Below are 26,429 nucleotides of genomic sequence, written 5' to 3'. Positions count from 1 at the left end.
TTAGTCGTCAGTCGTCGCCGGCTTCAGCTCATCGATAGAACGCGAGTCATGGCCTGGTCGTCTTCCTTGGCGCTGTTCATCATCTTGATGTGCAGCTCGAATTGTTTGGAAAGCGCCAGCACCGAGGTCATCTCTTCCACCGCATTGACGTTGCTCGCCTGCAGGAAACCCGAGGTCAGCCTGACGTTCGCGTCGGCCTGGGCCGGCTTGCCGTCCTTGGTGTGGATGGTGCCATCGAGGGCCTTGGTCATGTTCTTGAGGTCGGGCTGAACCATCTTGATACGGTCTACTTCCGCCATCACCCGTGGGCCTTCGCCCATGGCGCGGATACTGATGGTGCCATCGGCGCCCACTTCGATTTTCTGCTGGGGCGGCACGGCAATCGGGCCACCGTTGCCCATGATCGGCATACCGTTGCCGGCCCGCAGCACGCCCAGCGCATCCACATTCATGCTGGCGCTGCGCACGTAGGCTTCGCCGCCATCCGGGGTTTGCACGGCCATCCAGCCGTCGCCGCTGACAGCCACGTCCAGGTCGCGGCCGGTTTCGATCATGGCGCCCGGGGAAAAGTCGGTGGCAGGCCGCTCGGTCATCGCAAATGCCCGCGCAGGAAAGCTGTCACCGAACACCGGCATCGAACGCGCCTGCTCCAGGTCACGTTGGAAACCATTGGTGGAAATGTTCGCCAGGTTGTTGGCATGGGCCTTCTGCGCCAGTGCATTCTGGCTGGCGCCGGTCATTGCCACATAAAGGTACTTGTCCACGCTCTTTCCTCTTTCTGACGGACGCTTGCCGCCCACCGCTGTACTGACGAGGCTTAAGCAATTTGCGAACCAACTTTTAAAAAGAACCTGAAGTCCAGGCGGGGCGGGGGTTTTCGGGGGTGTCTTTAAAATTCAGGATCAGGGAGTAGTCGGAAAAACGGCGGACTTATGCCGCCTGCGGCAAGCGCCGGTCTTATCGGCGATAGAGATCAAATGTGGGAGCGGGCTTGCTCGCGAATGCAGTAGACCTGTCACACATGTACTGACTGACACTCCGCATTCGCGAGCAAGCCCGCTCCCACATTTCTGACGGGGTTTTGTCAGTGAGTTATTTGTCGGACTTGAGGATTTCGTAATCACGCAGCTTATTGGCGATGGTGGTGTGAGACACCCCCAGACGCTTGCCCAATTGCCGGCTGCTGGGGTGCTCGGCGTACAGGCTTTCCAGCACCGCCTTCTCGAACCGCCCGACGATCTCTTCCAGGCCGCCGTCCAGGGAAAAATCGCCAAGCGGCTGACGCACGCCGTAGTCCGGCAAACGAATGTGCTCGGCCTTGACCGTGCCGCCATCACACAACGACACCGCCTGGAACAACACGTTTTCCAGCTGCCGCACGTTACCCGGCCAATGGTAGTGACTGAGGCGATCCATGGCAGCCGGCGCCAACTTAGGCAATGCACAGCCGATTTGCCGGCTGGCCTGATCGAGGAAGTGCTCGACCAACGGCGCCAAGCCATCAAGGCATTCGCGCAAGGGGGGGATGTGCAGGGACAGCACGTTGAGACGGTGATAAAGGTCCTGGCGGAACTCGCCGCGCGCGCACAACTCGGACAAGTCCACCTGGGTGGCGCAGATCACGCGCACATCCAGGTACACCTCCTCATCACTACCTACACGGCGGAAGCAACCGTCCTGCAAAAACCGCAGCAACTTCACCTGCAAGCGCGCACTCATTTCCCCCACCCCGTCGAGAAACAGCGTACCGCCTGCCGTCAACTCCAACAGCCCCAACTTACCCTCGGCCCGTGCGCCTTCAAACGCACCAGGGCCGTAGCCGAACAGCTCGGTCTCGGCCATCGACTCCGGCAAGCCTGCGCAATTAAGCGCCATCAACGGCGACTGCCCACGCGGGCTCGCCAGGTGGCAAGCCCGGGCCAGCAGTTCTTTACCGGTGCCGGTTTCCCCTTCTATTAATAGCGGCGCATCCAACGGTGCCATGCGCCGGGCTTCACGCACCACCGCAGCCATGACCTTGGAGCTCTGGAAAATACTGTCAAAGCCGCGCAGTTCCTGCTTGCGCACGTTGTAGATGCGTTCACCGACACGGTCGGCACGGTGCAGCGTCAACACCGCACCGGCCATGGCCTCGCTGTCATCGTGCTCGGACGATTGCAGCGGTGCGATGTCCGCCAGAAACACGTCACCCTTGACCTTGACCCGCAGGCCGTTGATCCGCGACTTGCTGGCGCGCACCAACTCCGGCAGATCGAAGTCTTCGGCATAACGCGACAACGGAATCCCCGGCACCTCGTCCACCCGCACCCCGAGCAACTGCGCGGCGGCACGGTTGGCGGCAACGATGGAACCGCCCATGTCGATCGACAACACCGGAAACTCCAGGGCGCCGAGCAGCGCGTTGAGTTCCATGTGCCGCCGTTCGCTGGGCATCAGCCCGACGCGCTTGACCCCAAACACCCCGGCTATCGCCTCGAATTGCGGGCGCAGCGCCTGGAATTGCATGTTCACAAGGTTGGGGCAAAACAGATAGATCGCGTTGCCATGCTCACCGCCGACTTCGCCCTTGGCGACGTTGACGCCGTACTCTACCAGCAGGTTGAGAATGTCCCGCAGGATGCCGATACGGTTCTGGCAGTGCACTTTGATACGCATGAAAGGGCTCGAAAAGTGGGAAGGCGCCGCGTCTTTTTGTCACTGGGCGCAGATATTCGTCAAGATTATGTGACACCTTGCGCACGTTTCACAGCCCAGCGCAAAGATTAGCCTTACACCTGTAACGAATACTTTACGAAAACCGGTATATTTTCCTACGCATCACCGCTGAAGGTAGGTGGAATCCAACGCCCAGCAGGTTATCAATAGCTCATCGCAGGACATAACAAGAACGAATGCCTAGCAGGAGAGCCGTATGAAGCAGACGCAATACGTGGCCCGCGAGCCCGATGCGCAAGGTTTTATCCACTACCCGCCGGAAGAACACGCGGTGTGGAACACCCTGATCACTCGCCAGTTGAAAGTGATCGAGGGCCGCGCCTGCCAGGAATACCTGGACGGCATCGACAAGCTCGGCCTTCCGCTGGATCGCATCCCGCAACTGGGTGAGATCAACCAAGTGCTGGCCGCAACCACCGGCTGGCAGGTCGCCCGCGTACCGGCATTGATCCCGTTCCAGACCTTCTTCGAACTGCTCGCCAGCAAGCAGTTTCCAGTGGCGACCTTTATTCGTACCCGTGAAGAACTGGACTACCTGCAAGAGCCGGATATCTTCCACGAGATCTTCGGCCACTGCCCGCTGCTGACCAACCCCTGGTTCGCCGAATTCACCCACACCTACGGCAAGCTCGGCCTGGCGGCCACCAAAGAGCAACGGGTATACCTGGCGCGCCTGTACTGGATGACCATCGAGTTCGGCCTGGTAGACACGCCGCAAGGCCGACGTATCTACGGGGGTGGCATTCTGTCTTCGCCCAAGGAGACGGTGTACAGCCTGTCGGACGAGCCCGAGCATCAAGCCTTCGACCCGCTGGAGGCCATGCGCACCCCCTACCGTATCGACATCCTGCAACCGCTGTATTTCGTACTGCCTGAGCTCAAGCGCCTGTTCGAAGTGGCGCAGGAAGACATCATGGCCATGGTCGAGCGCGGGATGCAGTTGGGCCTGCATGCGCCGAAATTCCCGCCCAAGCCCAAGGCTGCGTGAACCTCATCGATTAAGGCCAGGTGAGTCTGTTCCCTGGCCCCGCGTTGCTTTAGGGTGACGCTACTGACCTTCAAACATTCGAATTCAGGACACCCCCATGACCAACTTGAACCAAGCCCACTGCGAAGCCTGCCGCGCCGACGCCCCGCAAGTCAGCGATGAAGAGCTGCCGGTACTGATCAAGCAGATCCCCGACTGGAACATCGAAGTCCGCGACGGTGTGATGCAGCTGGAAAAGGTTTTCCTGTTCAAGAACTTCAAGTTCGCCCTCGCCTTCACCAATGCCATGGGTGAAATCTCCGAAGCCGAAGGCCATCACCCAGGCTTGCTTACCGAGTGGGGCAAAGTCACCGTGACCTGGTGGAGCCACTCCATCAAGGGCCTGCACCGCAACGACTTCATCATGGCCGCACGCACTGACGAAGTGGCCAAGACTGCCGAGGGCCGCAAGTAATGCACTTCGATGCCATTGGCCGCGTGCCCGGCGACCCGATCCTCGGACTGATGGACCTGTACGCCCAGGACACCCACCCGAACAAGTTCGACCTGGGCGTGGGCGTCTATAAGGACGACCAGGGCCTGACGCCGATCCCTCATTCGGTCAAGCTGGCCGAGCAACGCCTGGTGGACACGCAGACCACCAAGACCTACATCGGCGGGCACGGCAACCCTGCGTTCGGCAGCCTGATCAGCGAGCTGGTGCTGGGCGCCGATTCCCCGCTGATCCGTGAACGCCGTGCCGGCGCCACCCAGACCCCTGGTGGCACCGGTGCCCTGCGCTTGAGCGCCGACTTTATCGCCCACAGCCTGCCCGGTCGCGGCGTGTGGCTGAGCAACCCGACCTGGCCGATCCACGAAACGATCTTCGCCAAGGCCGGGATCAAGGTCAGCCATTACCCCTATGTGGGCACTGACAATCGCCTGGATGTGCAGGCGATGCTCGCCACCCTGTCGACTGTGCCCAAGGGCGACGTCGTGCTGCTGCACGCCTGCTGCCATAACCCGACCGGGTTCGACCTGTCCCAGGAGGATTGGCGCCAGGTGCTGCAGATCGTGCGCGAGCGCCACTTGCTGCCACTGATCGACTTCGCCTACCAGGGCTTCGGCGACGGCCTGGAGCAGGACGCCTGGGCAGTGCGGCTGTTTACCGCCGAGCTGCCTGAGGTACTGATCACCAGTTCCTGCTCGAAGAACTTCGGCCTGTATCGCGACCGTGTCGGCGCCTTGATCGTGTGCACGGCAGACGCCGAGAAACTCACGGATGTGCGCAGCCAACTGGCGAATATCGCACGCAACCTATGGTCGACGCCGCCGGATCATGGTGCGGCAGTGGTCGCGACTATCCTGGGTGACGCTCAACTTAAAAAGGTGTGGAGCGACGAAGTCGAAGCCATGCGCTCGCGGATTGCCCATTTGCGCGCGGGCTTGGTCGAGGCATTGGCGCCCCATGGCTTGGCCGAGCGGTTTGCGCATATCGGCGCGCAGCGCGGGATGTTTTCCTATACCGGCTTGAATGCCGAACAGGTGAAACAACTGCGCGAGAAGCACAGCGTGTACATGGTGAGTTCGGGGCGTGCCAGCGTTGCAGGGATTGATGCCAAGCGGCTGACCCTGTTGGCCCAGGCCATCGCCGACGTTTCCAACTGAAGAAACCCGGACTGAAAATGTGGGGCTTGCTCCCGATGGCTGTCTTTCAGCAACTGAAGTGCTGACTGACACAGAGCTATCGGGGGCAAGCCCCCTCCCACATTCGGACAGGGTTGAACACTAGCCGGCAACCATCTCGGCTTTGAGCTGCGCCTCTTTCGCCTGCGCATCCGCCAAGCGGTACAACTCGATACTCCCATCCCAGTGCTCGATCAACGCCGTGCACGACTCTACCCAGTCCCCGCAGTTGAGGTAGTCCACCTCGCCCACCTTGCGAATTTCGGCATGATGAATATGCCCGCACACCACGCCATGCAGCTCGCGCCGGGTCACTTCGTGGGCAATCGCTTCTTCGAAATCGCTGATAAAACTCACCGCCGTCTTGACCTTATGCTTGAGGTAGGCCGACAGCGACCAGTAGCCATAGCCATACCGCGCGCGCCAGTGGTTGAGCCAGCGGTTCAGGGTCAGGGTAAATTCGTAGGCCGAGTCGCCGAGGAACGCCAGCCAGCGGTGGTAACGGGTGATCACGTCAAACTGATCGCCGTGGATCACCAGCAGATGGCGACCATCAGCGGTCACATGCACCGCTTCATCCACCAGTTGGATATTGCCCAGGATCAGCTTGGAATAGCGGCGCAGGAATTCGTCGTGGTTGCCGGTGACGTAAATCACCTCGGTGCCGCGCTTGGCCATGGTCAGCAGGCGCCGGATCACATTGGTATGGGCCTGGGGCCAATACATGCCGCCGCGCATCTTCCAGCCGTCGATGATGTCGCCGACCAGGTACACCTTATCGGCGTGGTACCCCTTGAGGAACTGCGACAGGTGTTCGGCCTGGCAATCCCGGGTGCCCAGGTGCACGTCGGAAATCCATAGGGTACGAACCCGTTGTTTGCGGCTGGGTCTGGCGAACTCGGCACTGGTCATGGGCATCCCTCGACGGTGTTTTCGCGAGCTTGCGCCCTCGCGATTAATAGCCCATGACAGCTTTGCGTCAGTGCGATGACAGCGCCGGGCACCTGCGAAGCGTTGTAGACTGCGCACTTGTTGCTCTGGAGACCGCGATGAGACCGTCCCTCACGCTGCGCCACTACGTCGAAGCCCCCCTCGCCCACAGCCATGACCATGCGCAATTGGTGTTCGGCCTGTCCGGGCATTTGGACCTGGAGGTGGATGGCCGTGGCAGCCAGGTGCACGAAAGCAGCGTGATGGTGCTGCCCTTCAACGCCCATCATGCCTGCGGCAGTCGCGACGGCAGCCGCTGCCTGGTGCTGGATGTGCCGACTGAGCACTGGCTGCTGCAATCTCTGGGCGAACACGCCGATGCCAGCCGCCGCCTGCTGGATCAGCCGACGCGCCTGGCGCTGGATGCCCGGCAAAACCAGTTGGTGCAATGGCTGGCCCACAGCCCGGTGGAAGACCCGTTGATTGTCCAGCAAGGCGCCGTGTTGCTGCTCGCCAGCCTCAATCATCCGCAGGCCCAGCCCTTGCCTGGCCGACGCCTGCCGTATGCAGCGTTCAATGCGCATATCGAGCGGCACGTCGCGCATCCCCTGCAAGTGGCGGACCTTGCGCGAATTGCCGAGCTGTCGGTGGCGCGCCTGCATGCGCGCTTCATGGCCGAATGCGGGCAGACGCCGATGGACTACATTCGCACCCGCCGCCTGCAGAAGGCGTTGAAGCTGCTGCGCGAGACCGTGCTGCCTATCGGAGAAATCGCTGATTGCGTCGGCTACAGCTCACAAAGTGCGTTTGCCGCCGCGATGCTGCGGGAGTTCGGCGCATCGCCCGGCAGGTTGCGTCGCTCATCCTAGGGAAGAGCCTTGCGATAAAAATCGCGAGCCGCACGACAGACGCCCCCCTCGGCAACCCTCTAGACTGCGTTTCTGTTACCCGTCGGTTCAAAGGATCGCAATGACTCCCCGCTCAGCCCTCGGCGCCCTGCATATTGGCGCATTGATGTTTGGCCTCACCGGTGTTTTCGGCAAACTGGCGGCCGCCTCGCCGGCCATCATCGTGTTTGGCCGTGCCGTGTTTGCCGTGATCGCCCTGGCCCTCTTCGCGCGGCTTGCCAGCAACACGGCCTGGAAAAGCCTGGAGCTGCGCGACTGGCGTCGCTTGCTGGTCAGCGGCGTGCTGCTGGCGGCGCATTGGGTGACCTTTTTCATGGCGGTCAAGGTGGCGGGGGTCGCCGTGGCGACCTTGGGGTTTACCGCATTCCCGGCGTTTACAGTGATCCTCGAAGGGTTGATCTTCCGCGAGCGCATTCGCCCCAGTGAATGGCTGCTGGTCGCGCTGGTCAGCGTTGGCCTGGTGCTGGTGACGCCGGACTTCAACCTCGCCAGCGAAGCCACGGGCGGGTTGCTGTGGGGCATCGCCTCCGGCCTGCTGTTTTCCCTGTTGTCACTGAACAACCGCGCCAGTTCCGGGCGGATTCCTGCGGTACAGGCGGCGCTGTGCCAAAACATGGTGGTAGCCGCCTGCCTGTTGCCCGTGGCCGCGCCAGGGCTGGCGGATGTGCGAGCCATCGACTGGCTCTGGATCGGACTGCTGGGCGTGTTCTGTACCGGCCTGGCCCACAGCCTGTTCGTCGCCAGCCTCGCCGTCATCAAGGCGCGCACCGCCTCGGTGGTATTCGCCATGGAGCCGGTCTACGGCATCACCGTGGCCTGGTTGCTGTTTGCCGAGACCCCAACGCTGCGCATGCTGCTGGGCGGTGCGCTGATCATCGCCGCCATCGTGCTCTCCGGCTTGATGGGCAGCGCCAGCCAGGCCAAGCAGCCCGCGGCTACGGCCTGATCTATACTTCAAACATCCGCAACAGTCGGTAGTCGTTCAACGGATAAAAGACACCTCGACGACAGCCATGGCCGTTTCTGAAGTTGCTGCACGCGAGTGGTCACTCCCTTTACGCGATGCAGGGGTTTCACCATGGAAATGTTCATCAGTTTATTGGTTCAGATCATCAGCGGTGCCATCGGCGGCAACCTGGCCGGCATGACCCACCAGAGCCTCGGCAGTACCGGGCTCAACTCAATGGTTGGCGGCTTGGGCGGGCTGGTACTCGGCCAGTTGCTCTCCTGGCTGCTTGGCGCACCGGCAGGCGACGCACTGAACGTTGCGGCGCTCGGCAGCAACATCGTCGGGAGTGGCTTCGGCGGCCTGGTGCTGACGTTTATCATCGGTTTCATCAAGAACAAAATGGCTGCCAAATAGCAGCGCCACGCGGGGTCACCGTTCGTAGGTGGCGGTGACCTCGGTATTCAGGATGCCCGATCGTTATGGCCCAGGTCGCGTTGTGGGTCGATCTGGTCGCGTACGCGCTGCTTGAGTACCTTGGCCTCCGGGAAGCCCCCATCCACCTTGCGCTCCCAGATCTGCACGCCCTCACAGGTGATGCGAAAAACGCCGCCGGTGGCCGGCTCCAGTACTACACGCCCCAGGTCGTCGGCAAAGGTGCTCAACAACTCCTGGGCCAGCCATGCCGCGCGCAACAGCCACTGACACTGGGTGCAATAGGTGATGACGATCTCGGGTTTGCTTGCAGACATAATTTGAGAGGTTCCTGACGTAACGGGCTCGGAAGATCGAGTGGCTATAATACCGACCTTTATCGCCCAGCCTTGAGATTCATGATGCGCCGCCTGCTGTCTTGTCTGTTTCTATGTCTGCTCCCCCTCCTCGCCAACGCCGTTGAGACGCCCCGCCCCAAGATCGGCCTGGTGTTGTCCGGCGGTGCCGCCCGTGGTCTGGCGCATATCGGCGTGCTCAAGGCACTGGAGGAGCAGGGTATCCAGATCGATGCGATTGCCGGCACCAGCATGGGCGCAGTGATTGGTGGGCTTTACGCATCAGGCTATAAAATCGATGAGCTGGAAAAACTCGCGCTCGATATCGATTGGCAACAGGCACTGTCCGATGCACCCCCACGGGAAGATGTGCCGTTTCGCCGCAAACAGGATGATCGCGACTTCCTGGTCAAGCAGAAGCTCAGTTTTCGCGACGACGGCAGCCTTGGCCTGCCACTGGGCGTGATCCAGGGCCAGAACCTGGCGTTGTTGCTGGAAAGCATGTTTGCCCACACCAGCAACATCCGCAATTTCGACAAACTGCCCATTCCTTTCCGTGCCGTGGCCACCGACATCACCACCGGCGAGAAAGTGGTGTTCAACAAAGGCCACCTGCCTCAGGTGATACGCGCCAGCATGTCGATCCCTGCGGTGTTCGCCCCCGTGGAACTGGACGGCCGGCTGCTGGTGGACGGCGGCATGACCGACAACATCCCGCTGGATGTGGCGCGAGAAATGGGCGTCGACATTGCCATCGTGGTGGACATTGGCACCCCGCTACGCTCACGCAAGCAACTGGCGACGGTGGTAGATGTACTCAACCAATCCATCACCCTGATGACTCGGCGAAACTCCGAAGAGCAACTCAAGGCCCTGCATCCCAAGGATGTACTGATCCAGCCGCCGCTGGCGGCCTACGGGGTGACGGATTTCGGTCGCGCCAGGGACATGATCGATGCCGGCTACCGCGCCACTCGTGCCCTCGACGTCCGTCTGGCCCACCTGCGCCCCGCAGCCCCCGTGGACCCGCAACTGGTGAGTGCCCGCACACCGGGCGAACGCACGCCGATCATCACCGCGATCCAAGTGGAGAACGACTCGAAAATCAGCGATGACGTGATTCGCTACTACATCCGCCAAGCCTTGGGTGAACCGCTGAACCTGGGTCGCCTGCAAGCGGACATGGGCACTTTGTACGGCCTGGACTACTTCGAGCAGGTGCAATACCGCGTGGTCAAGAAAGGTCACGACAACACCCTGGTGATCAGCGCACGGGGCAAGCGCAGCGGCACCGACTACTTGCGCCTGGGCTTGAACCTGTCGGATGACCTACGCGGTGACAGTGCCTTCAACCTCGGCGCCAGCTACCGCATGAATGGCATCAACCGGCTTGGCGCCGAATGGCTGACACGGGTACAGATCGGCGATCGCCAAGAGTTGTACAGCGAGTTCTACCAGCCAATGGACACCGGCTCACGCTATTTCATCGCGCCTTATGTCAGGGCCCAGGCGCAGAACGTTGAACTGATTCTGGACAACGACCCCATCTCCGAATATCGCCTGGAGCGTTACGGTTTCGGCCTGAACGTAGGGCGGCAGATCGGCAACAGCGGCGAGATCCGCTTCGGCGTCGGGGAAGCTTGGGGCAAGGCGGACGTGCGCATCGGTGACCGGGACCTGCCGAGCGTCAGTTTCAGCGAAGGCTTCTATGAACTGAAGTACTCGTTCGACTCCCTGGATAACGTGTACTTCCCCCACTCCGGCGAAGACATCGGCCTGGCCATCCGCGAATTCGAGCCCGGCCTGGGTTCGGACCAACGCTACCGCCAATGGGAATTCAAGCTGGACAAAGCCATGAGCCACGGCCCGGACACGCTGATACTGGGCGGGCGTTATGGACGCACCCTGGATAAATCCGATGTAGTGATTTCCAGCTTCCTGCTCGGTGGCGCACGACAACTGTCGGGCTTTCGCGAGGATGCTATCTCGGGCCAGAACATCGCCCTGATGCGGGCAGTGTACTTCCGCCGCCTGACGCCGCGTTCGTACCTGCCGCTGGACTTCCCGCTGTACCTCGGCGCGTCAGTGGAACGCGGGCGGGCGTGGAACAACGACAACCAGTTCGACAGCGGGTACATCAACGCCGCGAGCGTTTTCCTCGGGTTTGATACACCGCTGGGGCCCCTGAATTTCAGCTATGGGTTCAATGATGACAAGCAGCAGGCGGTGTACCTGAACCTGGGGCAGACCTTCTAGCTTGGTAGTGAGCGGGCTTGCCCTAATGCCAGTCAGTTAAGGCTTAACGCTGTCACTGTGGGAGGGGGCTTGCTCCCGATAGCGGTGGGTCAGTCGATAAACTGCTGACTGGCACACCCTCATCGGGAGCAAGCCCCCTCCCACAAGTTATTCATCGTCCGTTCTATCGCTTAACTGACTGGCATAGAGCAAGCCCGCTCACTACAGCCGGGTCAGGACTTTTCCAGGTTCGCCAGGATGTGCCCATGTACACGCATGCACACGCGCATGTCCTCTTCATCCACGCCCACAAACAGTTCATGGCGCAAGGCCGTGGCGATGGTTTCGATCTGATCGATCAGCGGCCGGGCGCTATCGCACAACAAGATGCGCTTGGCGCGGCGGTCTTCCAGCACCGCTTGGCGCTGGACCAGGCCCTGGCTTTCCAGGCTGTCGAGCAGGCGCGCCAGGGTCGGCCCTTCTACCCCGACGCTTTGTGCCAGCTCACGCTGGGTGGGAGCTTCTTCAAAACGGGCCAGGTGCAACAGCACCAGCCAACGCGCCTGGGACAAGCCCAGCCCCGCCAGGCGACGGTCCAGTTCGGCGCGCCAACCTCGGGACATTTGCGCCAACTGCATGCCAAAACGGTGTTGATCGGTTAACGGCATAAAAAACTCATGATTTAGACTGAAAATAAAGTGTGGCTAATTATTAGTCAGCTAAGCATGAGCCATGCCAGTAGGCAAGCCTCGCTATGTACTGATTCGTTACATTGTCGCAATTGGCACACTAAATCTCGAATTCAGACTGCAAAGCGGCACGCACACAGTACAGAACACCCTCCGGTACACGCCCGATAAACAGCGGCGCAATTTCAGCAACCGATGGCAACTCGCCTTCACCGTCCAGGAACGCATCCTGGATTTCACCGAGTAAATCTTCCGGCAAATCAAGGGCCTGCTCCAACGACAATTGCTGCTTGCCGATGGACTCGGCGAGCAAGGTATAGACGTTCTTTTCCGAACACTGCAACTGCCCGGCGATCTGAATCGGGGTCATCCCGGCACGAGCCAGGCTGATCAGCTCATGGCGAATATCGGTGACTTCCTTCGGTGCTTCGGCCTCGCCACCGAGCACTTCCAGGAAAGCCTGGCCATAACGCTCCAGCTTGCGCGCACCGACGCCGCTGACCCTCGCCATTTCGGCCAGGGTGGTGGGTTGCTCACGCAGCATTTCCAGCAACGTGGAGTCGGGGAAAATGACATAAGGCGGCACGCTGTGTTCCTGCGCCAGTTTGCGGCGCAGGGTGCGCAAGGCTTCCCATTGCTCGCGCTCCTCGCCACGCACCAGTTGGCTGGCCTGGCTGGTACTGCTCTTGGCAGTGGCCTGCGGCTTGAGGTCGCGGCGCAGCTCAAGGCTCACTTCGCCCTTGAGCAACGGCCGGCAGCTGTCGTTCAAACGCAGGCCGCCGAAACCTTCAATGTCGATATCCACCAGCCCACGCGCAACCATCTGACGAAACAACGAACGCCACTCGCCTTCGGCGCGGGCCTTGCCGACACCGTAGACCGAGAGTTTCTCGTGCCCGAAGCTACGTATCTTTTCGTTGTCCTTGCCCAGCAATACATCCACCAGATGACCCACGCCATAACGCTGGCCGGTACGGTAGATGGCGGACAGGGCCTGACGCGCCGGCTCGGTGGCATCCCAGGTCTGCACCCCATCCACGCAATTGTCGCAATGGCCGCACGGCTGCGGCATGTCTTCGTCGAAATAGGCGAGCAGCGTCTGGCGGCGGCAGCGGGTCTCTTCACACAGCGACAGCATGGCGTCGAGCTTGTGCTGCTCCAGGCGCTTGTGGCGCTCATCGCCTTCGGAGTTCTGCAGCATCTGCTTGAGCATCACCACATCTTGCAGACCGTAGGCCATCCAGGCATCCGCCGGCAGGCCATCACGGCCGGCACGACCGGTTTCCTGGTAATACGCCTCGAGGGATTTGGGCAGGTCCATATGAGCCACGAAGCGCACGTTGGATTTGTCGATGCCCATGCCGAACGCGATGGTTGCCACCATGATCAGGCCTTCCTCGTTGAGGAAGCGCTTCTGGTGGTAGGCCCGCAAATCGTTGGGCAGGCCGGCGTGGTACGGCAGCGCCGGGTAGCCTTGCTCACACAGGAACGCCGCCACCTCATCGACTTTTTTGCGCGACAGGCAGTAGACAATGCCCGCATCGCTGCGCCGCTCGGACAGGAATGCAAGCAGTTGCTTGCGCGGCTGCTCCTTGGGCACGATGCGGTAGAAAATATTCGGCCGATCGAAACTCGACAGGAAACGCTCGGCGTTCTGCAGGTGCAGACGCTCGACGATTTCTTCGCGGGTACGTTTGTCGGCGGTGGCGGTCAGGGCGATACGCGGCACGTCGGGGAACAGCTCGGCCAATTGGCCCAACTGCAAATATTCGCGGCGAAAATCATGACCCCACTGCGACACGCAGTGAGCTTCATCGATGGCGAACAGGGCAATTTCCAGGCTCTGCAGGAAGGCCAGCATGCGCGGCTGCACCAGCCGCTCGGGAGCCAGGTAGAGCATCTTCACTTCGCCACGCCGGATACGAGCCGCCAGGTCGCGCTGCTGTTCGGCGCTGAGGGTGGAGTTCAAGGACGCGGCGGCGACGCCGAGTTCTTCGAGCGTGGCGACCTGGTCATCCATCAAGGCGATCAACGGCGACACCACCACCGCCAGGCCGTTGCGCAACAAGGCCGGCACCTGGAAGCACAATGATTTGCCGCCACCGGTAGGCATCAACACCAGGGCGTCGCCGCCACTGGCCACGCGCTCAATGATCGCACCCTGGCGGCCACGAAAACTTTCGTAGCCGAAGATGTCCTTGAGGACGCGTTGAGCCTGCTCGAGCATGTAAAACTCCAAAATAGTGCCGAAATCCCTCTGTACAGGCTGGCCGAGAAAAGACGATTTCACGGAAAATAATCCGTAAGCGAAGTTTTCTCGGAGGGGCGCTTGGCCTGCGGGGCATCACAAAACGCGGCAGTATACCCGAGCGTTATCCGGCAAAGGGGGCGTCTGACGAATAGTCCCGTCGCTCTACCCCGGCAGCCAAACCCGGTAAATGTGGCGTTGCGGCTGGCCTGGGCGCTCAAGAAGGCCTAGAATTCAGCATCGTTTATTCCCAAGGTAGTCCTTCAATGTCCTTCGCTGAGCAACTAACCCGCCTGCAAGCCTTCCTCGACGCCGATGAGCTGCATGACGAGGCGCTGGACTACGTGGCCGCCCACGGTTACCTGACCGCCCTGTCGATCTGCGCCGATGTCGTGCCTGACCGTGAATGGATCGACGCGCTGTTCGCCGAAGAGCCGCACTACAAGGATGCCGCCCAACGCGAGGAAATCGAATCCACGCTGATCGCCCTCAAGGCCCACATCAGCCGCCAACTGGCCTCCGACGAAGAGTTCGAGCTGCCATGCGACCTGGACCTGGGCGATGAGCCGGATGACTCCGACCTGCGCGGCTGGTGCATCGGGTTCATGGAAGGCGTGTTCCTGCGCGAAGCCGCATGGTTCGAGACCGCCGAGGAAGAAGTCAGCGAAATGCTGCTGCCGATCATGGTCGGTTCCGGGCTGTTTGAAGAAGAAGCCGAGTTTTCCGATATCGCCGCCGACGCCAACCTGATGGACGACATGATCGTACAGATCCCGGAAGCCCTGACCGCCCTGTACCTGCTGTGCAACGCGCCTGACGAGAAACCGGCGATCCTCAAGCCACGTCACCACTGAGTCGTTTGCCCATGCCCCCCATGGGCAATCGCTCGCTGCTCCTGCGCTATGCACTGCTGGCCATCGGCTGGCTCAGCGTAGCGCTGGGAGTGATCGGTATCTTCCTGCCGGTGTTGCCGACCACCCCCTTCCTGCTCCTCGCCGCCGCCTGCTTCGCCCGAAGCTCCCCGCGTTTCTATCAGTGGCTGGTGGAACACCCACGCCTGGGCCCATGGATTCGTGACTACCTCGACGGCAATGGCATCCCGCTCAAGGGCAAGGTCTATGCCATCGGCTTGATGTGGCTGAGCATCGGTTTTTCCTGCTACCTCGTCCCTTTGCCTTGGGCACGTGGATTCATGCTGACCAGCGCGGTGCTGGTAACGATCTATATTCTGCGCCAGAAGACCCTGCCACCCCGCGACACCAAGTCGCGCTCAGACCTTGGTCGACACTGACTAACCCCAAACATCATGCGAGACTGTCCAGCCGGGCCTGGAATGCCCGGGTGTTCTCAGTTTCGGAGTTACCATGACGCTGTCCAGCGGGCTGATCGCCGCCGTTGCCCTGGCCTATATGGCCATTATGTTTGCCATCGCTTTTTACGGGGATCGCCGCCACGCGCCTTTGCCGCCGCGCATGCGTGCCTGGGTGTACAGCCTGTCGCTGGCCGTTTACTGCACCAGCTGGACCTTCTTCGGCGCCGTAGGCCAGGCCGCCGAACAATTGTGGGCGTTTTTACCGATTTATCTGGGGCCAGTGCTATTGCTGGTGCTGGCACCCTGGGTGCTGCAGAAGATGATTCTGATCAGCAAGCAGGAAAACATCACCTCCATTGCCGACTTTATCGCCGCGCGCTACGGCAAGTCCCAATCCCTGGCCGTGGTTGTCGCACTGATTTGCCTGGTCGGGGTACTGCCCTATATCGCCCTGCAGCTCAAAGGCATTGTGCTGGGCGTGAACCTGTTGATCGGTTCCGGCCCTGACACCACGGGCACTCGCGCCCAGGACACGGCCTTGGTCGTATCGCTGGTGCTGGCGCTGTTTACCATTGTGTTTGGTACGCGCAACCTCGATGCCACCGAGCACCACCGTGGCATGGTGCTGGCGATTGCCTTTGAATCCCTGGTCAAGCTGTTCGCGTTTCTCGCGGTTGGCGCGTTTGTAACCTACGGCCTGTACGACGGTTTCGGCGACCTGTTCACCCAGGCGGTACTCGCCCCACGCCTGGAGGAGTACTGGAAAGAGACGATCAACTGGCCGTCGATGGTGGTGCAGACCGGCGTAGCCATGATGGCGATTATCTGCCTGCCCCGGCAGTTCCATGTCACGGTAGTGGAGAACATCGACCCCCAGGATCTGCGCCTGGCCAAGTGGGTGTTTCCGGCTTACTTGATCCTCGCCGCACTGTTCGTGATTCCCATCGCCCTGGGCGGCAAAATGCTGTTGCCCGGCTCGGTATTGCCAGACTCCTACGTGATCAGCCTGCCCATGGCCGAAGCCCATCCGGCCCTCGCGGTACTGGCGTTTATCGGCGGTGCATCGGCCGCCACCGGCATGGTGATCGTCGCCAGCATCGCCTTGTCGACCATGGTCTCCAACGACATGCTGCTGCCATGGCTGCTGCGACGCTCCAGCGCCGAACGGCCATTCGAAGTGTTCCGTCATTGGATGCTGTCGGTACGTCGGGTCAGTATTGTGCTCATCCTGTTGCTGGCCTATGTGAGTTATCGCCTGCTCGGCTCCACCGCGAGCCTGGCCACCATCGGCCAGATCGCTTTTGCGGCCGTCACCCAACTGGCCCCGGCGATGCTCGGCGCGCTGTACTGGAAGCAGGCCAACCGTCGGGGCGTGTTTGCCGGGTTGGCAGCGGGCACTTTCCTGTGGTTTTACACCTTGGTCCTACCGGTTACCGCGAAGAGCCTGGGGTGGTCTCTCAGCCTTTTCCCAGGGCTGACGTGGATGCATTCCCACCCGCTCGGCCTGTCCGTCACGTCGCTGACCCTGGGCACCGTGTTTTCCCTGGCAGGTAACTTCACGCTGTTCGTATGGGTCTCGATGCTGTCGCGTACACGGGTTTCCGAGCATTGGCAGGCCGGGCGATTTGTTGGCCAGGAAATCCACCAGCGCGCCAGCGCTCGCTCCATGTTGTCGGTGCAAATCAGCGACCTGCTTAGCCTCGCTGCGCGCTTTGTCGGTGAAGAACGCGCCCAGCAAAGTTTTATTCGCTTCGCCTATCGCCAGGGCAAAGGCTTCAACCCTAACCAGAACGCCGACAATGACTGGATCGCTCATACCGAACGCCTGTTGGCGGGTGTGCTCGGCGCCTCTTCGACGCGCGCCGTAGTAAAGGCTGCAATTGAAGGCCGCGAAATGCAGCTGGAAGACGTCGTACGCATCGCTGACGAAGCCTCCGAGGTCTTGCAATTCAACCGGGCATTGCTGCAAGGCGCGATTGAAAATATCACCCAGGGCATCAGCGTGGTCGACCAGTCGCTGAAGCTGGTGGCCTGGAACCGCCGTTACCTGGAGCTGTTCAACTACCCCGAGGGCTTGATCAGCGTCGGCCGGCCCATTGCCGACATCATTCGCTACAACGCCGAACGTGGCCTGTGCGGCCCCGGCGAAGCGGAAGTGCATGTGGCGCGACGCCTGCACTGGATGCGCCAGGGCCGTGCGCATACGTCCGAACGCCTGTTCCCCAATGGTCGGGTGATCGAGCTGATCGGCAACCCGATGCCCGGCGGTGGGTTTGTCATGAGCTTCACCGACATCACTGCATTCCGCGAAGCCGAACAAGCCTTGACCGAAGCCAACGAGGGCCTGGAGCAACGGGTGACCGAGCGCACCCATGAGCTATCGCAGCTCAATGTCGCGCTTACGGATGCCAAGGGTGTGGCGGAATCCGCCAGCCAGTCGAAGACCCGCTTCCTGGCTGCGGTGAGCCATGACCTGATGCAGCCGCTGAACGCGGCACGACTGTTCTCCGCCGCCCTCTCCCACCAGCACGACGGCCTGTCCACCGAAGCCCGGCAATTGGTGCAACACCTGGACAGCTCGCTACGTTCCGCCGAGGACTTGATAAGCGACCTGCTGGATATCTCACGCCTGGAAAACGGCAAGATCAATCCGCAGCGCCAGCCCTTTGTCCTCAACGAACTGTTCGACACCCTGGGCGCTGAATTCAAGGCGCTGGCCCAGGAGCAAGGCCTGCGTTTCCGGCTGCGCGGCAGCCGGTTGCGGGTCGACAGCGACATCAAGCTGCTACGGCGGATTCTGCAGAATTTTCTCACCAACGCGTTCCGCTACGCCGACGGCCCAGTGCTGCTGGGCGTACGCAGACGCCAAGGCGAGCTGTGCCTGGAAGTCTGGGACCGCGGCCCCGGCATTCCACAGGACAAGCAAAAGGTGATCTTCGAAGAGTTCAAGCGCCTCGACAGCCATCAGACACGTGCCGAAAAGGGGCTGGGCCTGGGCCTGGCGATTGCCGATGGCTTGTGCCGTGTGCTGGGCCATACCCTGAGTGTGCGTTCGTGGCCGGGCAAGGGCAGTGTATTCAGCGTGCGCGTGCCCTTGGCGCGCAACCAGGCCAGCCCGCAGCTCAAGGCCACGCAAGACAATGGGCAACCGTTAAGCGGCGCGCAGGTCCTGTGTGTGGACAACGAAGAAAGCATCCTGATCGGCATGCGCAGCCTGCTGACCCGATGGGGTTGCGAAGTGTGGACGGCCACCGACCAGGCGCAATGCGCGGCCCTTCTGGCGGACGGTGTACGTCCGCAACTGGCGCTGGTGGATTACCACCTGGACCGCGGCGAAACCGGTACCGAACTGATGAGATGGCTGCGCGCACAAATGGCAGAGCCCATCCCCGGAGTCGTGATCAGCGCCGACGGGCGGCCAGAAACGGTGGCCGAGGTGCATGCGGCAGGCTTGGATTACCTGGCCAAGCCGGTCAAGCCGGCGGCATTGCGGGCGCTGCTGAGCCGGCATCTGCCGCTGTAATCAGGCGGCAGAGGCCGTGCGCTTACTCAGGTAAATGCACCACACCATCGGCATCAGTCATCGCCCTCTCGAGCAAATCCGCCGGCAGGCTTTTACTCGCACGCGCACCGAGCAGTTTTAATTGCTCGGTACGGCTGACCAGATTTCCTCGTCCATCCGTCAGCTTGTTTCGTGCCGCACTGTAAGCTTTATCCAACTGTTGCAGACGGTTGCCCACTTCATCCAGGTCCTGGATAAACAGCACGAACTTGTCGTAGAGCCAACCGGCACGCTCGGCAATCTCCCGCGCGTTCTGGCTTTGGCGCTCCTGCTTCCAGAGGCTGTCGATCACACGCAAGGTGGCCAAGAGCGTCGTGGGGCTGACAATTACGATATGACGGTCGAAGGCCTCCTGGAACAGGTTCGGTTCGGCCTGCAATGCGGCGGAAAATGCCGCCTCGATGGGCACGAACAGCAACACGAAATCCAGGCTGTGCAAGCCTTCCAGGCGCTTGTAGTCCTTGTCGGCCAAGCCTTTTACGTGATTGCGCAAGGACAGTACATGCTGCTTCAACGCCGCTTGGCGGATCACCTCGTCATCTGCCGCCACATACTGTTGATAGGCGGTCAGGCTGACCTTGGAATCCACCACCACCTGTTTGTCGCCAGGCAACATGATCAGCACGTCCGGCTGGAAACGCTCGCCATCCGGGCCTTTGAGGCTGACCTGGGTCTGGTATTCGCGGCCCTTTTCCAGCCCTGCATGTTCCAGCACGCGCTCCAGGATCAGTTCGCCCCAATTGCCCTGGGTTTTCTGGCCCTTGAGCGCACGGGTCAGGTTGGTGGCTTCATCCGACAGGCGCAGGTTCAGTTGCTGCAGGCGCTCCAGCTCTTTAGCCAGGGAAAAGCGTTCGCGGGCTTCGTTCTGGTAGCTTTCTTCCACGCGCTTTTCAAAGGATTGGATACGCTCCTTGAGTGGGTCAAGCAATTGGCCAAGGCGCTCCTGGCTGGTTTCGGCAAAGCGCTGTTCACGCTCGTCGAAAATCTTGCCGGCAAGTTCAGCGAATTGCGCGCGCAGTTCATCGCGCGAACCTTGCAGATCCGCGAGGCGTTGTTGATGGCTGTCCTGTTGCTCACGCAGCTCGGCACGCAGCGCCGCCGAAAGTGCGTCGAGACGGCGCAGTTCGGTGTCCTTGGCATTGCGGTCGAGGTTCCAGGCATGAGCGGCGTCGCGGGCGTTATCACGGTCGATCTGCAATAGCTCGACTTCGCGGCGCACGGCGGCGAGCTCGGCTTGCTTGGCGGCATTCGCCTGGCTCAGGTCACTGATCTCATCACGGCTGGCATCCAGTTGGGCGGCAAGTCCTTCTTGGGCCAATTGTGCGTTCGCCAAGCGCTCTTCGAGCAATTCCCAGCCGGCCATGCGCGCCGTCAGCCGACGCTGAATCTGCCAGCACAGCGCCAATAACGGTACTGCTGCACCAGCAAGACCCAAGGCAATACTGGTCCAGTCAAAAACCATAGCCATTTCTGCCTTCACCGAAATAGAGCAAGGTTAACCAAGCACAGGGCAGGAAGACAGCTCAGTCTTCGACTTGACCCAGTTCGCGTTGAGCACGCCGGTCACCGGCGCGAGCCGCCAGGCGCAACAGGTCGTGGCCGATGCGGCGGTCGCGGGCGTTGCCGCATTCACGGCACATCAATTGCCCCAGGCGGCTTTGTGCGGCCACCACGCCTTCACGGGCCGGCTGCTTGAGCAAGCGCCCAGCGAAGTGCTTGATGTTGGTGCTCTGCCCCAGGCGCGGGCTATCGAGCAGCCACAAAGCGACCTTCAAGGAGAAGCGCTTGGGTGCGGTAACAGTTTGAGGGGTATCGGTAACAGTGGGTGATACTGAGCGAAACTTCATAAAGCACTGTGGGACAGAACGGAGGGCGCGCCACTCTACTCTTTTTTTCGTACAGGTAAAGCTGAAAAAAACCTGCCGGCCCGTTCTAGAGCAAGCGCTTGGGACAATCCACAGAAGCTGTGGATAACTCAGTGGACAACCTCTCTTTAACTCTCCCAAAGGCCCATGGAATGGGGGCCGCAGTCAAACTGACGATTTTTTCACCAATAAAAAAAAGCGAGATTTTTCATTGACTTAAATTTCCAATACAGGCTAACGAAGCCCCTTGCGGACGGTTGACAAACCGGTTACACACTCCGCAACTAATGTGCACAAGTCCCCTTCCAATGGTTATATCAAGGGAGCTTTTTGGTCCCACACCGCCTGAAAATGTTACCGACAAGGCAGAGCCAGGGACTTTTCAAATCCGTCCCGCCTCGCCACACTGCCCACCGACAACGCAACCGTGAAAGCATCCATGAAAGGCATTCTGTTATTCGCCGTGCTATTGCTGGCGGTATGCGCGACCTCTTTGGGAATCAATGCAGTATTGCCTTCACCCGACGGCGCGCTGTTTGCCGGCGCCATCCTGCTATCGGCCGCCTTTACCGCGACCAGCCTGTGCATCGAACTGGGCGAAGGCAGGATCAGCGACATGCGCGACGTGATGAAGGTGATCGAAGCCGGCCAGTCCCTACGCCTGACACTGGCGGCTTACGGCCTCGGCTGCGCGCTGGCCGCATCCCTGACCGTACTGGTCTATCGTGGCCTGCTCGGTGCCTGATTGAAGTTTTTCAGCTAGCACACTTCCCTTCCTTGTTTCAATCCGTTACTATCCGCAGCGTTAGTACCAAGCTGAAAGTCAATTCTGGTCGAACAAGTCCCCTGAAAAGCACGGGATCGACCACCTCGATGGTTTCCAGGTATCACTTGCGACGACACTGCCTTTGAACAAGCAAAGGGTGCCGCCAAGTCTCAATACTCTGACCGAACCAACCTGCAAATTGATCAGGATCTTCACCCCGGGCCCAGAACCTTTGCCCTTGTTGTGTCGCCTGCCCTCCTAAGTACCTACCTGCCAGCCCAAGCGCGCCAAACTTATCAGCGCTTCAACTGGCTGCTTTGTTCCAGTCGGGTTCTTCGCTTGATCAATGGTGATCAGCGTTACTGGAACGTTTTAACGTTGCACGGTTCTTATCCGTGTCATTTGTAGGAACACCAATAATATGCACGCTCAAATCCACACTCAGGATGCCATTCGCACCCTCACTAACGCTTTTGCCCCAATGAACTGCCTGATCATGGCTGCTCGCAAAGGCTGCTTCAGCTTCACTCTGGTCAACGAACATGGCATCGCACGTCACAGCGAACGCCTGTACCCCGATCAATACTCCAGCGCGGAACCGCTGCAGGCTGTGATCGATCGCACCCGTCAGGCATTGACTGCCTGATCGACCCAGGTCGCTGAAATACAAAAACCCTGTCTGACGACAGGGTTTTTTATTGCCTGAAATTCGATAGTTGAGCATTTGTACTAAGTTCAAATAGATATAAACGTTATAACTAAATGAAGGAAATATTTTAAAAACAGACCTTTACATCGTAAATATGACACTACACTTCAACTCAAGCGGCATGATCCGCTTCCGACGGGGCCTGAGATCCAATTCACCGCTGCCAAGCCCTCCTCTCTCAGGCCTCGTCATCCACTTTCATGGATTGAGGCTTGTATGGGTATCGCCGCCAGCGAATTGTGTCGTTATGTGATCCGGCCGACGTTGATGTACCTCGGCCGCCAGGATCCGACAGCCGAATCCCTGCTGCTGGGCATTGCCGCCAGCCAGTCGGAACTGGGTTCCGCCCTGCATGATCGGCGCGGCCATGGCCTATACAGCATCACCGAACCTCGGCACCGCGCCCTCTGGGACAGCTACCTGGCACTCGACCCCGAACGTGCCAGCCTCGTGCGTGGGCTGGCCAGCCAGCATGCATTCCTGAGCGCCCCGCAGCTGGAGCTGACGGTGAACTTGCGCTACGCCACGGCAATCGCCTGGTTACTGGTGGAACAACACAGCCAAGCCCTACCCCCGCCAGGTGATGTATTGGCGATGGCGCGTATCTGGAAAGAAATATTTCACCCTCAAGGCCGCCTGCGGGATTTCACCCGTGCGTGGCAAACCTGTGTTTCACCCATGAATCAGGTGACTTGTTGATCAGGCGTTTTGCAAGATTCGGCTAAAAACGGCGAATCTGGTCGGATTGTCCTACAAAACCACTCTATCTCCTGATTTACGGCCTATAGCGCTAACTCAAATTTATTGCTACTTTCCGCAGCGGTGATCACCACGGAGTTCTAATAATGAAAAAAGTAATGCTCAAGACCACACTTAGCCTCGCCGTTACCATGGCATCTTCCCAACTGTTCGCAAGCGGCTTTGCCTTGAACGAGCAAGACGTTGCCGGGATGGGTACGGGTTTCGCAGGCCGCTCTTCTTCTGCGGATAACGCAAGCACTGTCTACGGTAACCCTGCTGGTATGGCTCGCCTGCAAGGTCAGCAAATCACCGGTGGTGTTGCTGCCATCGATGCCTCCACCGATATCAAAGATGCCGGCGGCCGTTCTTTCGGCAGCAACAAAGGCGACATGGTGCCGTTCACCGGCGTCCCATTCGGCTTCTACACTAATAAACTCAATGATCAGTGGGCCATCGGCTTCGGTGTGTATGCACCGTTCGGCCTGGTGACTGATTATGAAAGAGGGTTCCAGGGTCGCTCGTTCGGCAGCTACAGCAAAGTGTCTGTCATCACCCTGCAGCCGACCGTCAGCTACGCCTTCAACGACCGGGTTTCCATCGGCTTTGGCCCGACCATCAACCGGATTTCCGGCAAACTGGAATCCGAGCTGGCCCTGACGCCAAACCCAGCCGTCCCGAACACCAACGTCACGATCAAAGGTGACGATACCGCTGTCGGCTTCAACGTTGGTGTGCTGGTACAAGCCACCGACACCACGCGCGTGGGCCTGACTTACCACTCCAAAGTCAGCTACAAGCTGGAAGGCCACACCGAAGTGAGCGCGCCGACACCTACCGCTGCGCTGTTGGCCAGCGGTAAATACGACGCCTCATTGAAAATCGACACGCCCGAGTCCTACGACCTGTCCGTCACCCAGGACATCAACGATGCCTGGAAAGTCTATGCCGGTAGCACCTGGACTCGCTGGAGCCGTCTGAAAGACATCACCGTCAACAACGAAGGCGTCACCCGCGCCGGTGGCCTTGCAGCACCGCAAATCGTGGGCTCTATCTCCGAGCCGCAGAACTGGCATGACACCTGGGCATACGCCGTGGGTACGTCGTACCAGGTTACCAAACAAGTGGTACTGCGTACCGGCCTGACCTTCGACCAGTCGCCAACCAACAACACTGACCGTTCGCCACGTATTCCTACCGGCGACCGTACGATCTTCAGTGTGGGCCTGGGCTATGAAGTCATGCCAAACATGATGGTCGACCTGGCTTATTCCTACCTCAAGGAAGAGCCGGTCAAGGTCAACAAGACCAACGCTCTGGGTTCGTCCTATAGCGCCAAGTACGAAAACAGCGCCAACGGCTTCGGCCTGGGCGTGACGTACAAGTTCTGATTCACGCTGTATAAAAAAGCCCCGCTCTCCCGTAAAGGAGGCGGGGCTTTTTCGTGGCCGAAGATCAGGGTTTGGACGCCAGCGCCTGCTCAACCGCCTTGATCAGATCCGGGCTGTCCGGCTTGGTCAAACTGGAAAAGTTGCCGATCACCTTGCCTTGTCGGTCGACCACGTACTTATAGAAATTCCACTTCGGCGCGCTGCTCTGTTGTGCCAGGATCTTGAACAGGTGCACCGCATCCGGGCCTTTGACTGTCTGCGGTTCGGTCATGGTAAAGGTCACGCCGTAGTTCACGTAGAAGACCTTGGCGGTCTCTTCGCCGGTCTTGGCTTCCTGCTTGAAATCGTCGGAGGGCACGCCAATCACTTCCAGCCCTTGGCCCTTATAGCGTTGGTACAAGGCTTCGAGCCCTTTGAATTGCGGGGCGAACCCGCAGAAGCTGGCGGTATTGACGATCACCAGGGGTTTACCAGCAAAGCGCTGGCACAAATCGATGGACTCCTTGGCCCGCAACTTGGGCAATTGCCCCTCAAGCAGCGCCGGGCAATCGGCGGCCATGGCCACACTGCCAACAGCCATCAGGACGGGTATAGCGAGCCAGCGCATCAACATGTCGAAGGTCCTTGTTCAGTTCAGACACCGAACTTAACAGATCGCCATGCCTAACTGCATCAACGCCAAGCCGCCGTTCTGCCAGCCCCACCAGGCCAGCAACAGCAGGAATACACCTGCCGCCACTGCCAAACACCGCGCCGTTACACTCATGCTGTCCCCATTTGTGCTTCCAGCCGCGCCACCGGCCGTTCACGGACCGGCCAGTTCAGGGCCGCAGCGAGCAGGCTCAACAGGATAGCCACCTGCCAGATCAAATCGTAGTTGCCCGTCCGATCATAGACCACGCCGCCCAACCAGCCACCGAGGAACGAACCGAGCTGATGGAACAGGAACACAATCCCGCCGAGCATCGACAGATTTCGCACACCAAATAGCGTCGCTACCGTGCCATTGGTCAGCGGCACGGTCGACAACCACAGGAAGCCCATGGCCATGCCAAACAGGTAAGCCGTGATCTGAGTCACCGGCGCCCACAGGAACAGCACGATGACCACCGCACGCAGCAAATACAACCCGGTGAGCAAGCGCGGCTTGGACATGCGCCCACCGAGCCAACCGGCTGTGTAGGTGCCAAACACATTGAACAGGCCAATCAGCGCCAGCACCGTGGTGCCTACGGTCGCCGGCAAGTGCTGATCCACCAGATAGGCCGGCAGGTGCACGCCGATAAAGACCACCTGGAAGCCACAGACAAAGAAGCCGAAGGCCAGCAGCCAGAAGCCGGAATGGGAGCAGGCTTCACTCAAGGCTTCGCGCATCGTTTGCTGGCCGGCCAGGGTGGGCAGCGGTTTGTCCTTGAGCATCGCGACCAGCGGCAGGATCAACGCCACCATCATGCCCAGCGTCAGCAAGGCGGCCGACCAGCCCAGCCAGCCGATCAAACCCAAGGTGCCCGGCACCATGGCGAATTGGCCAAAGGAACCTGCGGCGCTCGCAATGCCCATGGCCATACTGCGTTTTTCCGGTGGCACGGCGCGCCCCACCACCCCCAGAATCACCGAGAACGAAGTACCCGACAGCCCGATACCGATCAACAACCCCGCGCTCAGGGACAACGACCACGCCGAATCGGACATGCCCATCAGCACCAGGCCGACGGCGTATAACACGCCACCGACAAACACCGCCTTCGTCGCGCCAAAACGGTCGGCCAAGGCTCCGGTAAAGGGTTGCGCAATGCCCCAGATCAGGTTTTGCAGGGCAATAGCGAAGGCGAACGTCTCACGCCCCCAGCCGAATTCGGTGCTCATCGGCGCCAGGAACAGGCCGAAGCCATGCCGTACACCCAGGGACAACGCCAGGATCAGCGCACTCCCCAACAAAACCCAGCCACTGGTGCGCCACATCGTGGTCATTTCTTATTCTCCGCTCGCGGG

General features: G+C 60.2%; 24 protein-coding genes. 14 read left to right on the top strand and 10 right to left on the bottom strand.

From position 1 onward, the window contains the following. Positions 1–23: 23 nt before the first annotated feature. The gene (locus tag MJP36_RS10935) at positions 24–764 is read right to left on the bottom strand and encodes a flagellar basal body rod protein FlgF (RefSeq protein WP_060756055.1); all 741 of its coding nucleotides are present in this window, start codon (positions 762–764) and stop codon (positions 24–26) included. Between the two features lie 328 nt (positions 765–1,092). Next, positions 1,093–2,655 carry a sigma-54-dependent transcriptional regulator gene (locus MJP36_RS10930; RefSeq protein WP_244385352.1) on the bottom strand — a complete coding sequence of 521 codons (1,563 nt, stop codon included), beginning with the start codon at positions 2,653–2,655 and terminating at the stop codon, positions 1,093–1,095. 256 nt (positions 2,656–2,911) lie between these two features. On the opposite strand from MJP36_RS10930, the gene phhA reads away from it, so the two are divergent. The 3 genes from phhA to MJP36_RS10915 all read left to right on the top strand — a co-directional run bounded on the left by phhA (position 2,912) and on the right by MJP36_RS10915 (position 5,350). Then, entirely contained in the window at positions 2,912–3,703 is a 792-nt protein-coding gene (gene phhA, locus MJP36_RS10925) for a phenylalanine 4-monooxygenase (RefSeq protein ID WP_060756057.1), read from the top strand. A 97-nt stretch (positions 3,704–3,800) separates the two neighbouring features. Beyond that, positions 3,801–4,157, top strand: coding sequence for a 4a-hydroxytetrahydrobiopterin dehydratase (locus tag MJP36_RS10920; protein WP_060756058.1), 357 nt, complete (start codon positions 3,801–3,803; stop codon positions 4,155–4,157). Then, entirely contained in the window at positions 4,157–5,350 is a 1,194-nt protein-coding gene (locus tag MJP36_RS10915) for an amino acid aminotransferase (protein WP_161549119.1), read from the top strand. The genes MJP36_RS10920 and MJP36_RS10915 overlap by 1 nt, the downstream gene beginning before the upstream one ends. A 120-nt stretch (positions 5,351–5,470) precedes the next feature. On the opposite strand, the gene MJP36_RS10910 is transcribed toward MJP36_RS10915, so the two are convergent. Continuing rightward, positions 5,471–6,280, bottom strand: a complete 810-nt coding sequence (locus MJP36_RS10910) for a UDP-2,3-diacylglucosamine diphosphatase (RefSeq protein WP_060756060.1) — start codon at positions 6,278–6,280, stop codon at positions 5,471–5,473. 137 nt (positions 6,281–6,417) lie between these two features. Here MJP36_RS10910 and MJP36_RS10905 point away from each other — a divergent pair, with 137 nt between their 5' ends. The 3 genes from MJP36_RS10905 (at position 6,418) to MJP36_RS10895 (ending at position 8,569) form a co-directional block, all read left to right on the top strand. After that, positions 6,418–7,167 (top strand): helix-turn-helix transcriptional regulator, encoded by a 750-nt coding sequence (locus MJP36_RS10905; RefSeq protein WP_104994440.1) that lies wholly within the window; start codon positions 6,418–6,420, stop codon positions 7,165–7,167. A 100-nt stretch (positions 7,168–7,267) separates the two neighbouring features. Continuing rightward, the gene (locus MJP36_RS10900; RefSeq protein WP_060756062.1) at positions 7,268–8,152 is read left to right on the top strand and encodes a DMT family transporter; all 885 of its coding nucleotides are present in this window, start codon (positions 7,268–7,270) and stop codon (positions 8,150–8,152) included. Positions 8,153–8,284: 132 nt separating this feature from the next. Further along, positions 8,285–8,569 carry a hypothetical protein gene (locus tag MJP36_RS10895; RefSeq protein ID WP_060756063.1) on the top strand — a complete coding sequence of 95 codons (285 nt, stop codon included), beginning with the start codon at positions 8,285–8,287 and terminating at the stop codon, positions 8,567–8,569. A 47-nt stretch (positions 8,570–8,616) separates the two neighbouring features. Here MJP36_RS10895 and MJP36_RS10890 read toward each other — a convergent pair whose 3' ends face one another. Next, entirely contained in the window at positions 8,617–8,904 is a 288-nt protein-coding gene (locus MJP36_RS10890; RefSeq protein WP_060756064.1) for an Rdx family protein, read from the bottom strand. 84 nt (positions 8,905–8,988) lie between these two features. Here MJP36_RS10890 and MJP36_RS10885 point away from each other — a divergent pair, with 84 nt between their 5' ends. Next, positions 8,989–11,178, top strand: a complete 2,190-nt coding sequence (locus MJP36_RS10885) for a patatin-like phospholipase family protein (RefSeq protein ID WP_060756065.1) — start codon at positions 8,989–8,991, stop codon at positions 11,176–11,178. Between the two features lie 212 nt (positions 11,179–11,390). Here MJP36_RS10885 and MJP36_RS10880 read toward each other — a convergent pair whose 3' ends face one another. Then, the gene (locus tag MJP36_RS10880) at positions 11,391–11,825 is read right to left on the bottom strand and encodes a MarR family transcriptional regulator (RefSeq protein ID WP_060756066.1); all 435 of its coding nucleotides are present in this window, start codon (positions 11,823–11,825) and stop codon (positions 11,391–11,393) included. Between the two features lie 121 nt (positions 11,826–11,946). After that, the gene (gene recQ / locus MJP36_RS10875) at positions 11,947–14,073 is read right to left on the bottom strand and encodes a DNA helicase RecQ (RefSeq protein ID WP_198762148.1); all 2,127 of its coding nucleotides are present in this window, start codon (positions 14,071–14,073) and stop codon (positions 11,947–11,949) included. A 287-nt stretch (positions 14,074–14,360) separates the two neighbouring features. On the opposite strand from recQ, the gene MJP36_RS10870 reads away from it, so the two are divergent. The 3 genes from MJP36_RS10870 to MJP36_RS10860 all read left to right on the top strand — a co-directional run bounded on the left by MJP36_RS10870 (position 14,361) and on the right by MJP36_RS10860 (position 18,929). Beyond that, positions 14,361–14,948 (top strand): UPF0149 family protein, encoded by a 588-nt coding sequence (locus MJP36_RS10870; RefSeq protein WP_090369491.1) that lies wholly within the window; start codon positions 14,361–14,363, stop codon positions 14,946–14,948. A gap of 11 nt (positions 14,949–14,959) precedes the next feature. Beyond that, positions 14,960–15,385, top strand: coding sequence for a YbaN family protein (locus MJP36_RS10865; protein ID WP_174554033.1), 426 nt, complete (start codon positions 14,960–14,962; stop codon positions 15,383–15,385). 73 nt (positions 15,386–15,458) lie between these two features. Beyond that, positions 15,459–18,929: a hybrid sensor histidine kinase/response regulator gene (locus MJP36_RS10860; protein WP_244385351.1), complete on the top strand. Its 3,471-nt coding sequence runs from the start codon at positions 15,459–15,461 to the stop codon at positions 18,927–18,929. Between the two features lie 22 nt (positions 18,930–18,951). Here the strand turns inward: MJP36_RS10860 and MJP36_RS10855 are convergent, their stop codons facing one another. Both MJP36_RS10855 and MJP36_RS10850 read right to left on the bottom strand, forming a co-directional pair. Further along, the gene (locus MJP36_RS10855; protein WP_419795349.1) at positions 18,952–20,430 is read right to left on the bottom strand and encodes a DNA recombination protein RmuC; all 1,479 of its coding nucleotides are present in this window, start codon (positions 20,428–20,430) and stop codon (positions 18,952–18,954) included. 61 nt (positions 20,431–20,491) lie between these two features. After that, complete coding sequence (locus tag MJP36_RS10850) at positions 20,492–20,815, bottom strand: SEL1-like repeat protein (RefSeq protein ID WP_060756072.1); 324 nt, start codon at positions 20,813–20,815, stop codon at positions 20,492–20,494. A gap of 457 nt (positions 20,816–21,272) precedes the next feature. Between MJP36_RS10850 and MJP36_RS10845 the strand changes: the two genes are divergently transcribed. From MJP36_RS10845 to MJP36_RS10830, 4 genes are all read left to right on the top strand, one after another. Beyond that, positions 21,273–21,578, top strand: a complete 306-nt coding sequence (locus tag MJP36_RS10845) for a hypothetical protein (protein WP_060756073.1) — start codon at positions 21,273–21,275, stop codon at positions 21,576–21,578. A gap of 442 nt (positions 21,579–22,020) precedes the next feature. Continuing rightward, a complete protein-coding gene (locus MJP36_RS10840) occupies positions 22,021–22,245 on the top strand; it encodes a hypothetical protein (RefSeq protein ID WP_126844866.1) in 225 nt (74 codons plus the stop codon). Between the two features lie 279 nt (positions 22,246–22,524). Continuing rightward, positions 22,525–23,007 carry a hypothetical protein gene (locus tag MJP36_RS10835; protein WP_244385350.1) on the top strand — a complete coding sequence of 161 codons (483 nt, stop codon included), beginning with the start codon at positions 22,525–22,527 and terminating at the stop codon, positions 23,005–23,007. A 146-nt stretch (positions 23,008–23,153) separates the two neighbouring features. Further along, on the top strand, positions 23,154–24,437 hold the full coding sequence (locus tag MJP36_RS10830) for an OmpP1/FadL family transporter (RefSeq protein ID WP_060756076.1): 1,284 nt from the start codon (positions 23,154–23,156) through the stop codon (positions 24,435–24,437). A 64-nt stretch (positions 24,438–24,501) separates the two neighbouring features. Here the strand turns inward: MJP36_RS10830 and MJP36_RS10825 are convergent, their stop codons facing one another. Both MJP36_RS10825 and MJP36_RS10820 read right to left on the bottom strand, forming a co-directional pair. After that, a complete protein-coding gene (locus MJP36_RS10825; RefSeq protein WP_244385349.1) occupies positions 24,502–25,050 on the bottom strand; it encodes a glutathione peroxidase in 549 nt (182 codons plus the stop codon). Positions 25,051–25,199: 149 nt separating this feature from the next. Further along, positions 25,200–26,408, bottom strand: a complete 1,209-nt coding sequence (locus MJP36_RS10820; protein WP_425226334.1) for an MFS transporter — start codon at positions 26,406–26,408, stop codon at positions 25,200–25,202. Positions 26,409–26,429: the final 21 nt, after the last annotated feature.

The organism is Pseudomonas palleroniana, from assembly GCF_022836895.1.
GTDB lineage: Bacteria > Pseudomonadota > Gammaproteobacteria > Pseudomonadales > Pseudomonadaceae > Aquipseudomonas > Aquipseudomonas palleroniana.
The sequence above is the reverse complement of the archived record's forward strand: the minus strand, read 5'-3'. Positions and strand labels throughout refer to the sequence as shown.

Excerpts from the sequence above, each read along its gene's own strand:
- recQ (WP_198762148.1), bottom strand. The coding sequence starts at position 14,073 with ATGCTCGAGCAGGCTCAACGCGTCCTCAAGGACATCTTCGGCTACGAA.
- MJP36_RS10905 (WP_104994440.1), top strand. The coding sequence starts at position 6,418 with ATGAGACCGTCCCTCACGCTGCGCCACTACGTCGAAGCCCCCCTCGCC.
- MJP36_RS10840 (WP_126844866.1), top strand. The coding sequence starts at position 22,021 with ATGCACGCTCAAATCCACACTCAGGATGCCATTCGCACCCTCACTAAC.
- MJP36_RS10845 (WP_060756073.1), top strand. The coding sequence starts at position 21,273 with ATGAAAGGCATTCTGTTATTCGCCGTGCTATTGCTGGCGGTATGCGCG.
- MJP36_RS10850 (WP_060756072.1), bottom strand. The coding sequence starts at position 20,815 with ATGAAGTTTCGCTCAGTATCACCCACTGTTACCGATACCCCTCAAACT.
- MJP36_RS10880 (WP_060756066.1), bottom strand. The coding sequence starts at position 11,825 with ATGCCGTTAACCGATCAACACCGTTTTGGCATGCAGTTGGCGCAAATG.
- MJP36_RS10900 (WP_060756062.1), top strand. The coding sequence starts at position 7,268 with ATGACTCCCCGCTCAGCCCTCGGCGCCCTGCATATTGGCGCATTGATG.
- MJP36_RS10835 (WP_244385350.1), top strand. The coding sequence starts at position 22,525 with ATGGGTATCGCCGCCAGCGAATTGTGTCGTTATGTGATCCGGCCGACG.
- MJP36_RS10860 (WP_244385351.1), top strand. The coding sequence starts at position 15,459 with ATGACGCTGTCCAGCGGGCTGATCGCCGCCGTTGCCCTGGCCTATATG.
- MJP36_RS10890 (WP_060756064.1), bottom strand. The coding sequence starts at position 8,904 with ATGTCTGCAAGCAAACCCGAGATCGTCATCACCTATTGCACCCAGTGT.
- phhA (WP_060756057.1), top strand. The coding sequence starts at position 2,912 with ATGAAGCAGACGCAATACGTGGCCCGCGAGCCCGATGCGCAAGGTTTT.
- MJP36_RS10820 (WP_425226334.1), bottom strand. The coding sequence starts at position 26,408 with ATGACCACGATGTGGCGCACCAGTGGCTGGGTTTTGTTGGGGAGTGCG.
- MJP36_RS10920 (WP_060756058.1), top strand. The coding sequence starts at position 3,801 with ATGACCAACTTGAACCAAGCCCACTGCGAAGCCTGCCGCGCCGACGCC.
- MJP36_RS10895 (WP_060756063.1), top strand. The coding sequence starts at position 8,285 with ATGGAAATGTTCATCAGTTTATTGGTTCAGATCATCAGCGGTGCCATC.
- MJP36_RS10885 (WP_060756065.1), top strand. The coding sequence starts at position 8,989 with ATGCGCCGCCTGCTGTCTTGTCTGTTTCTATGTCTGCTCCCCCTCCTC.
- MJP36_RS10855 (WP_419795349.1), bottom strand. The coding sequence starts at position 20,430 with ATGGTTTTTGACTGGACCAGTATTGCCTTGGGTCTTGCTGGTGCAGCA.
- MJP36_RS10910 (WP_060756060.1), bottom strand. The coding sequence starts at position 6,280 with ATGACCAGTGCCGAGTTCGCCAGACCCAGCCGCAAACAACGGGTTCGT.
- MJP36_RS10865 (WP_174554033.1), top strand. The coding sequence starts at position 14,960 with ATGCCCCCCATGGGCAATCGCTCGCTGCTCCTGCGCTATGCACTGCTG.
- MJP36_RS10825 (WP_244385349.1), bottom strand. The coding sequence starts at position 25,050 with ATGTTGATGCGCTGGCTCGCTATACCCGTCCTGATGGCTGTTGGCAGT.
- MJP36_RS10870 (WP_090369491.1), top strand. The coding sequence starts at position 14,361 with ATGTCCTTCGCTGAGCAACTAACCCGCCTGCAAGCCTTCCTCGACGCC.
- MJP36_RS10915 (WP_161549119.1), top strand. The coding sequence starts at position 4,157 with ATGCACTTCGATGCCATTGGCCGCGTGCCCGGCGACCCGATCCTCGGA.
- MJP36_RS10830 (WP_060756076.1), top strand. The coding sequence starts at position 23,154 with ATGAAAAAAGTAATGCTCAAGACCACACTTAGCCTCGCCGTTACCATG.
- MJP36_RS10930 (WP_244385352.1), bottom strand. The coding sequence starts at position 2,655 with ATGCGTATCAAAGTGCACTGCCAGAACCGTATCGGCATCCTGCGGGAC.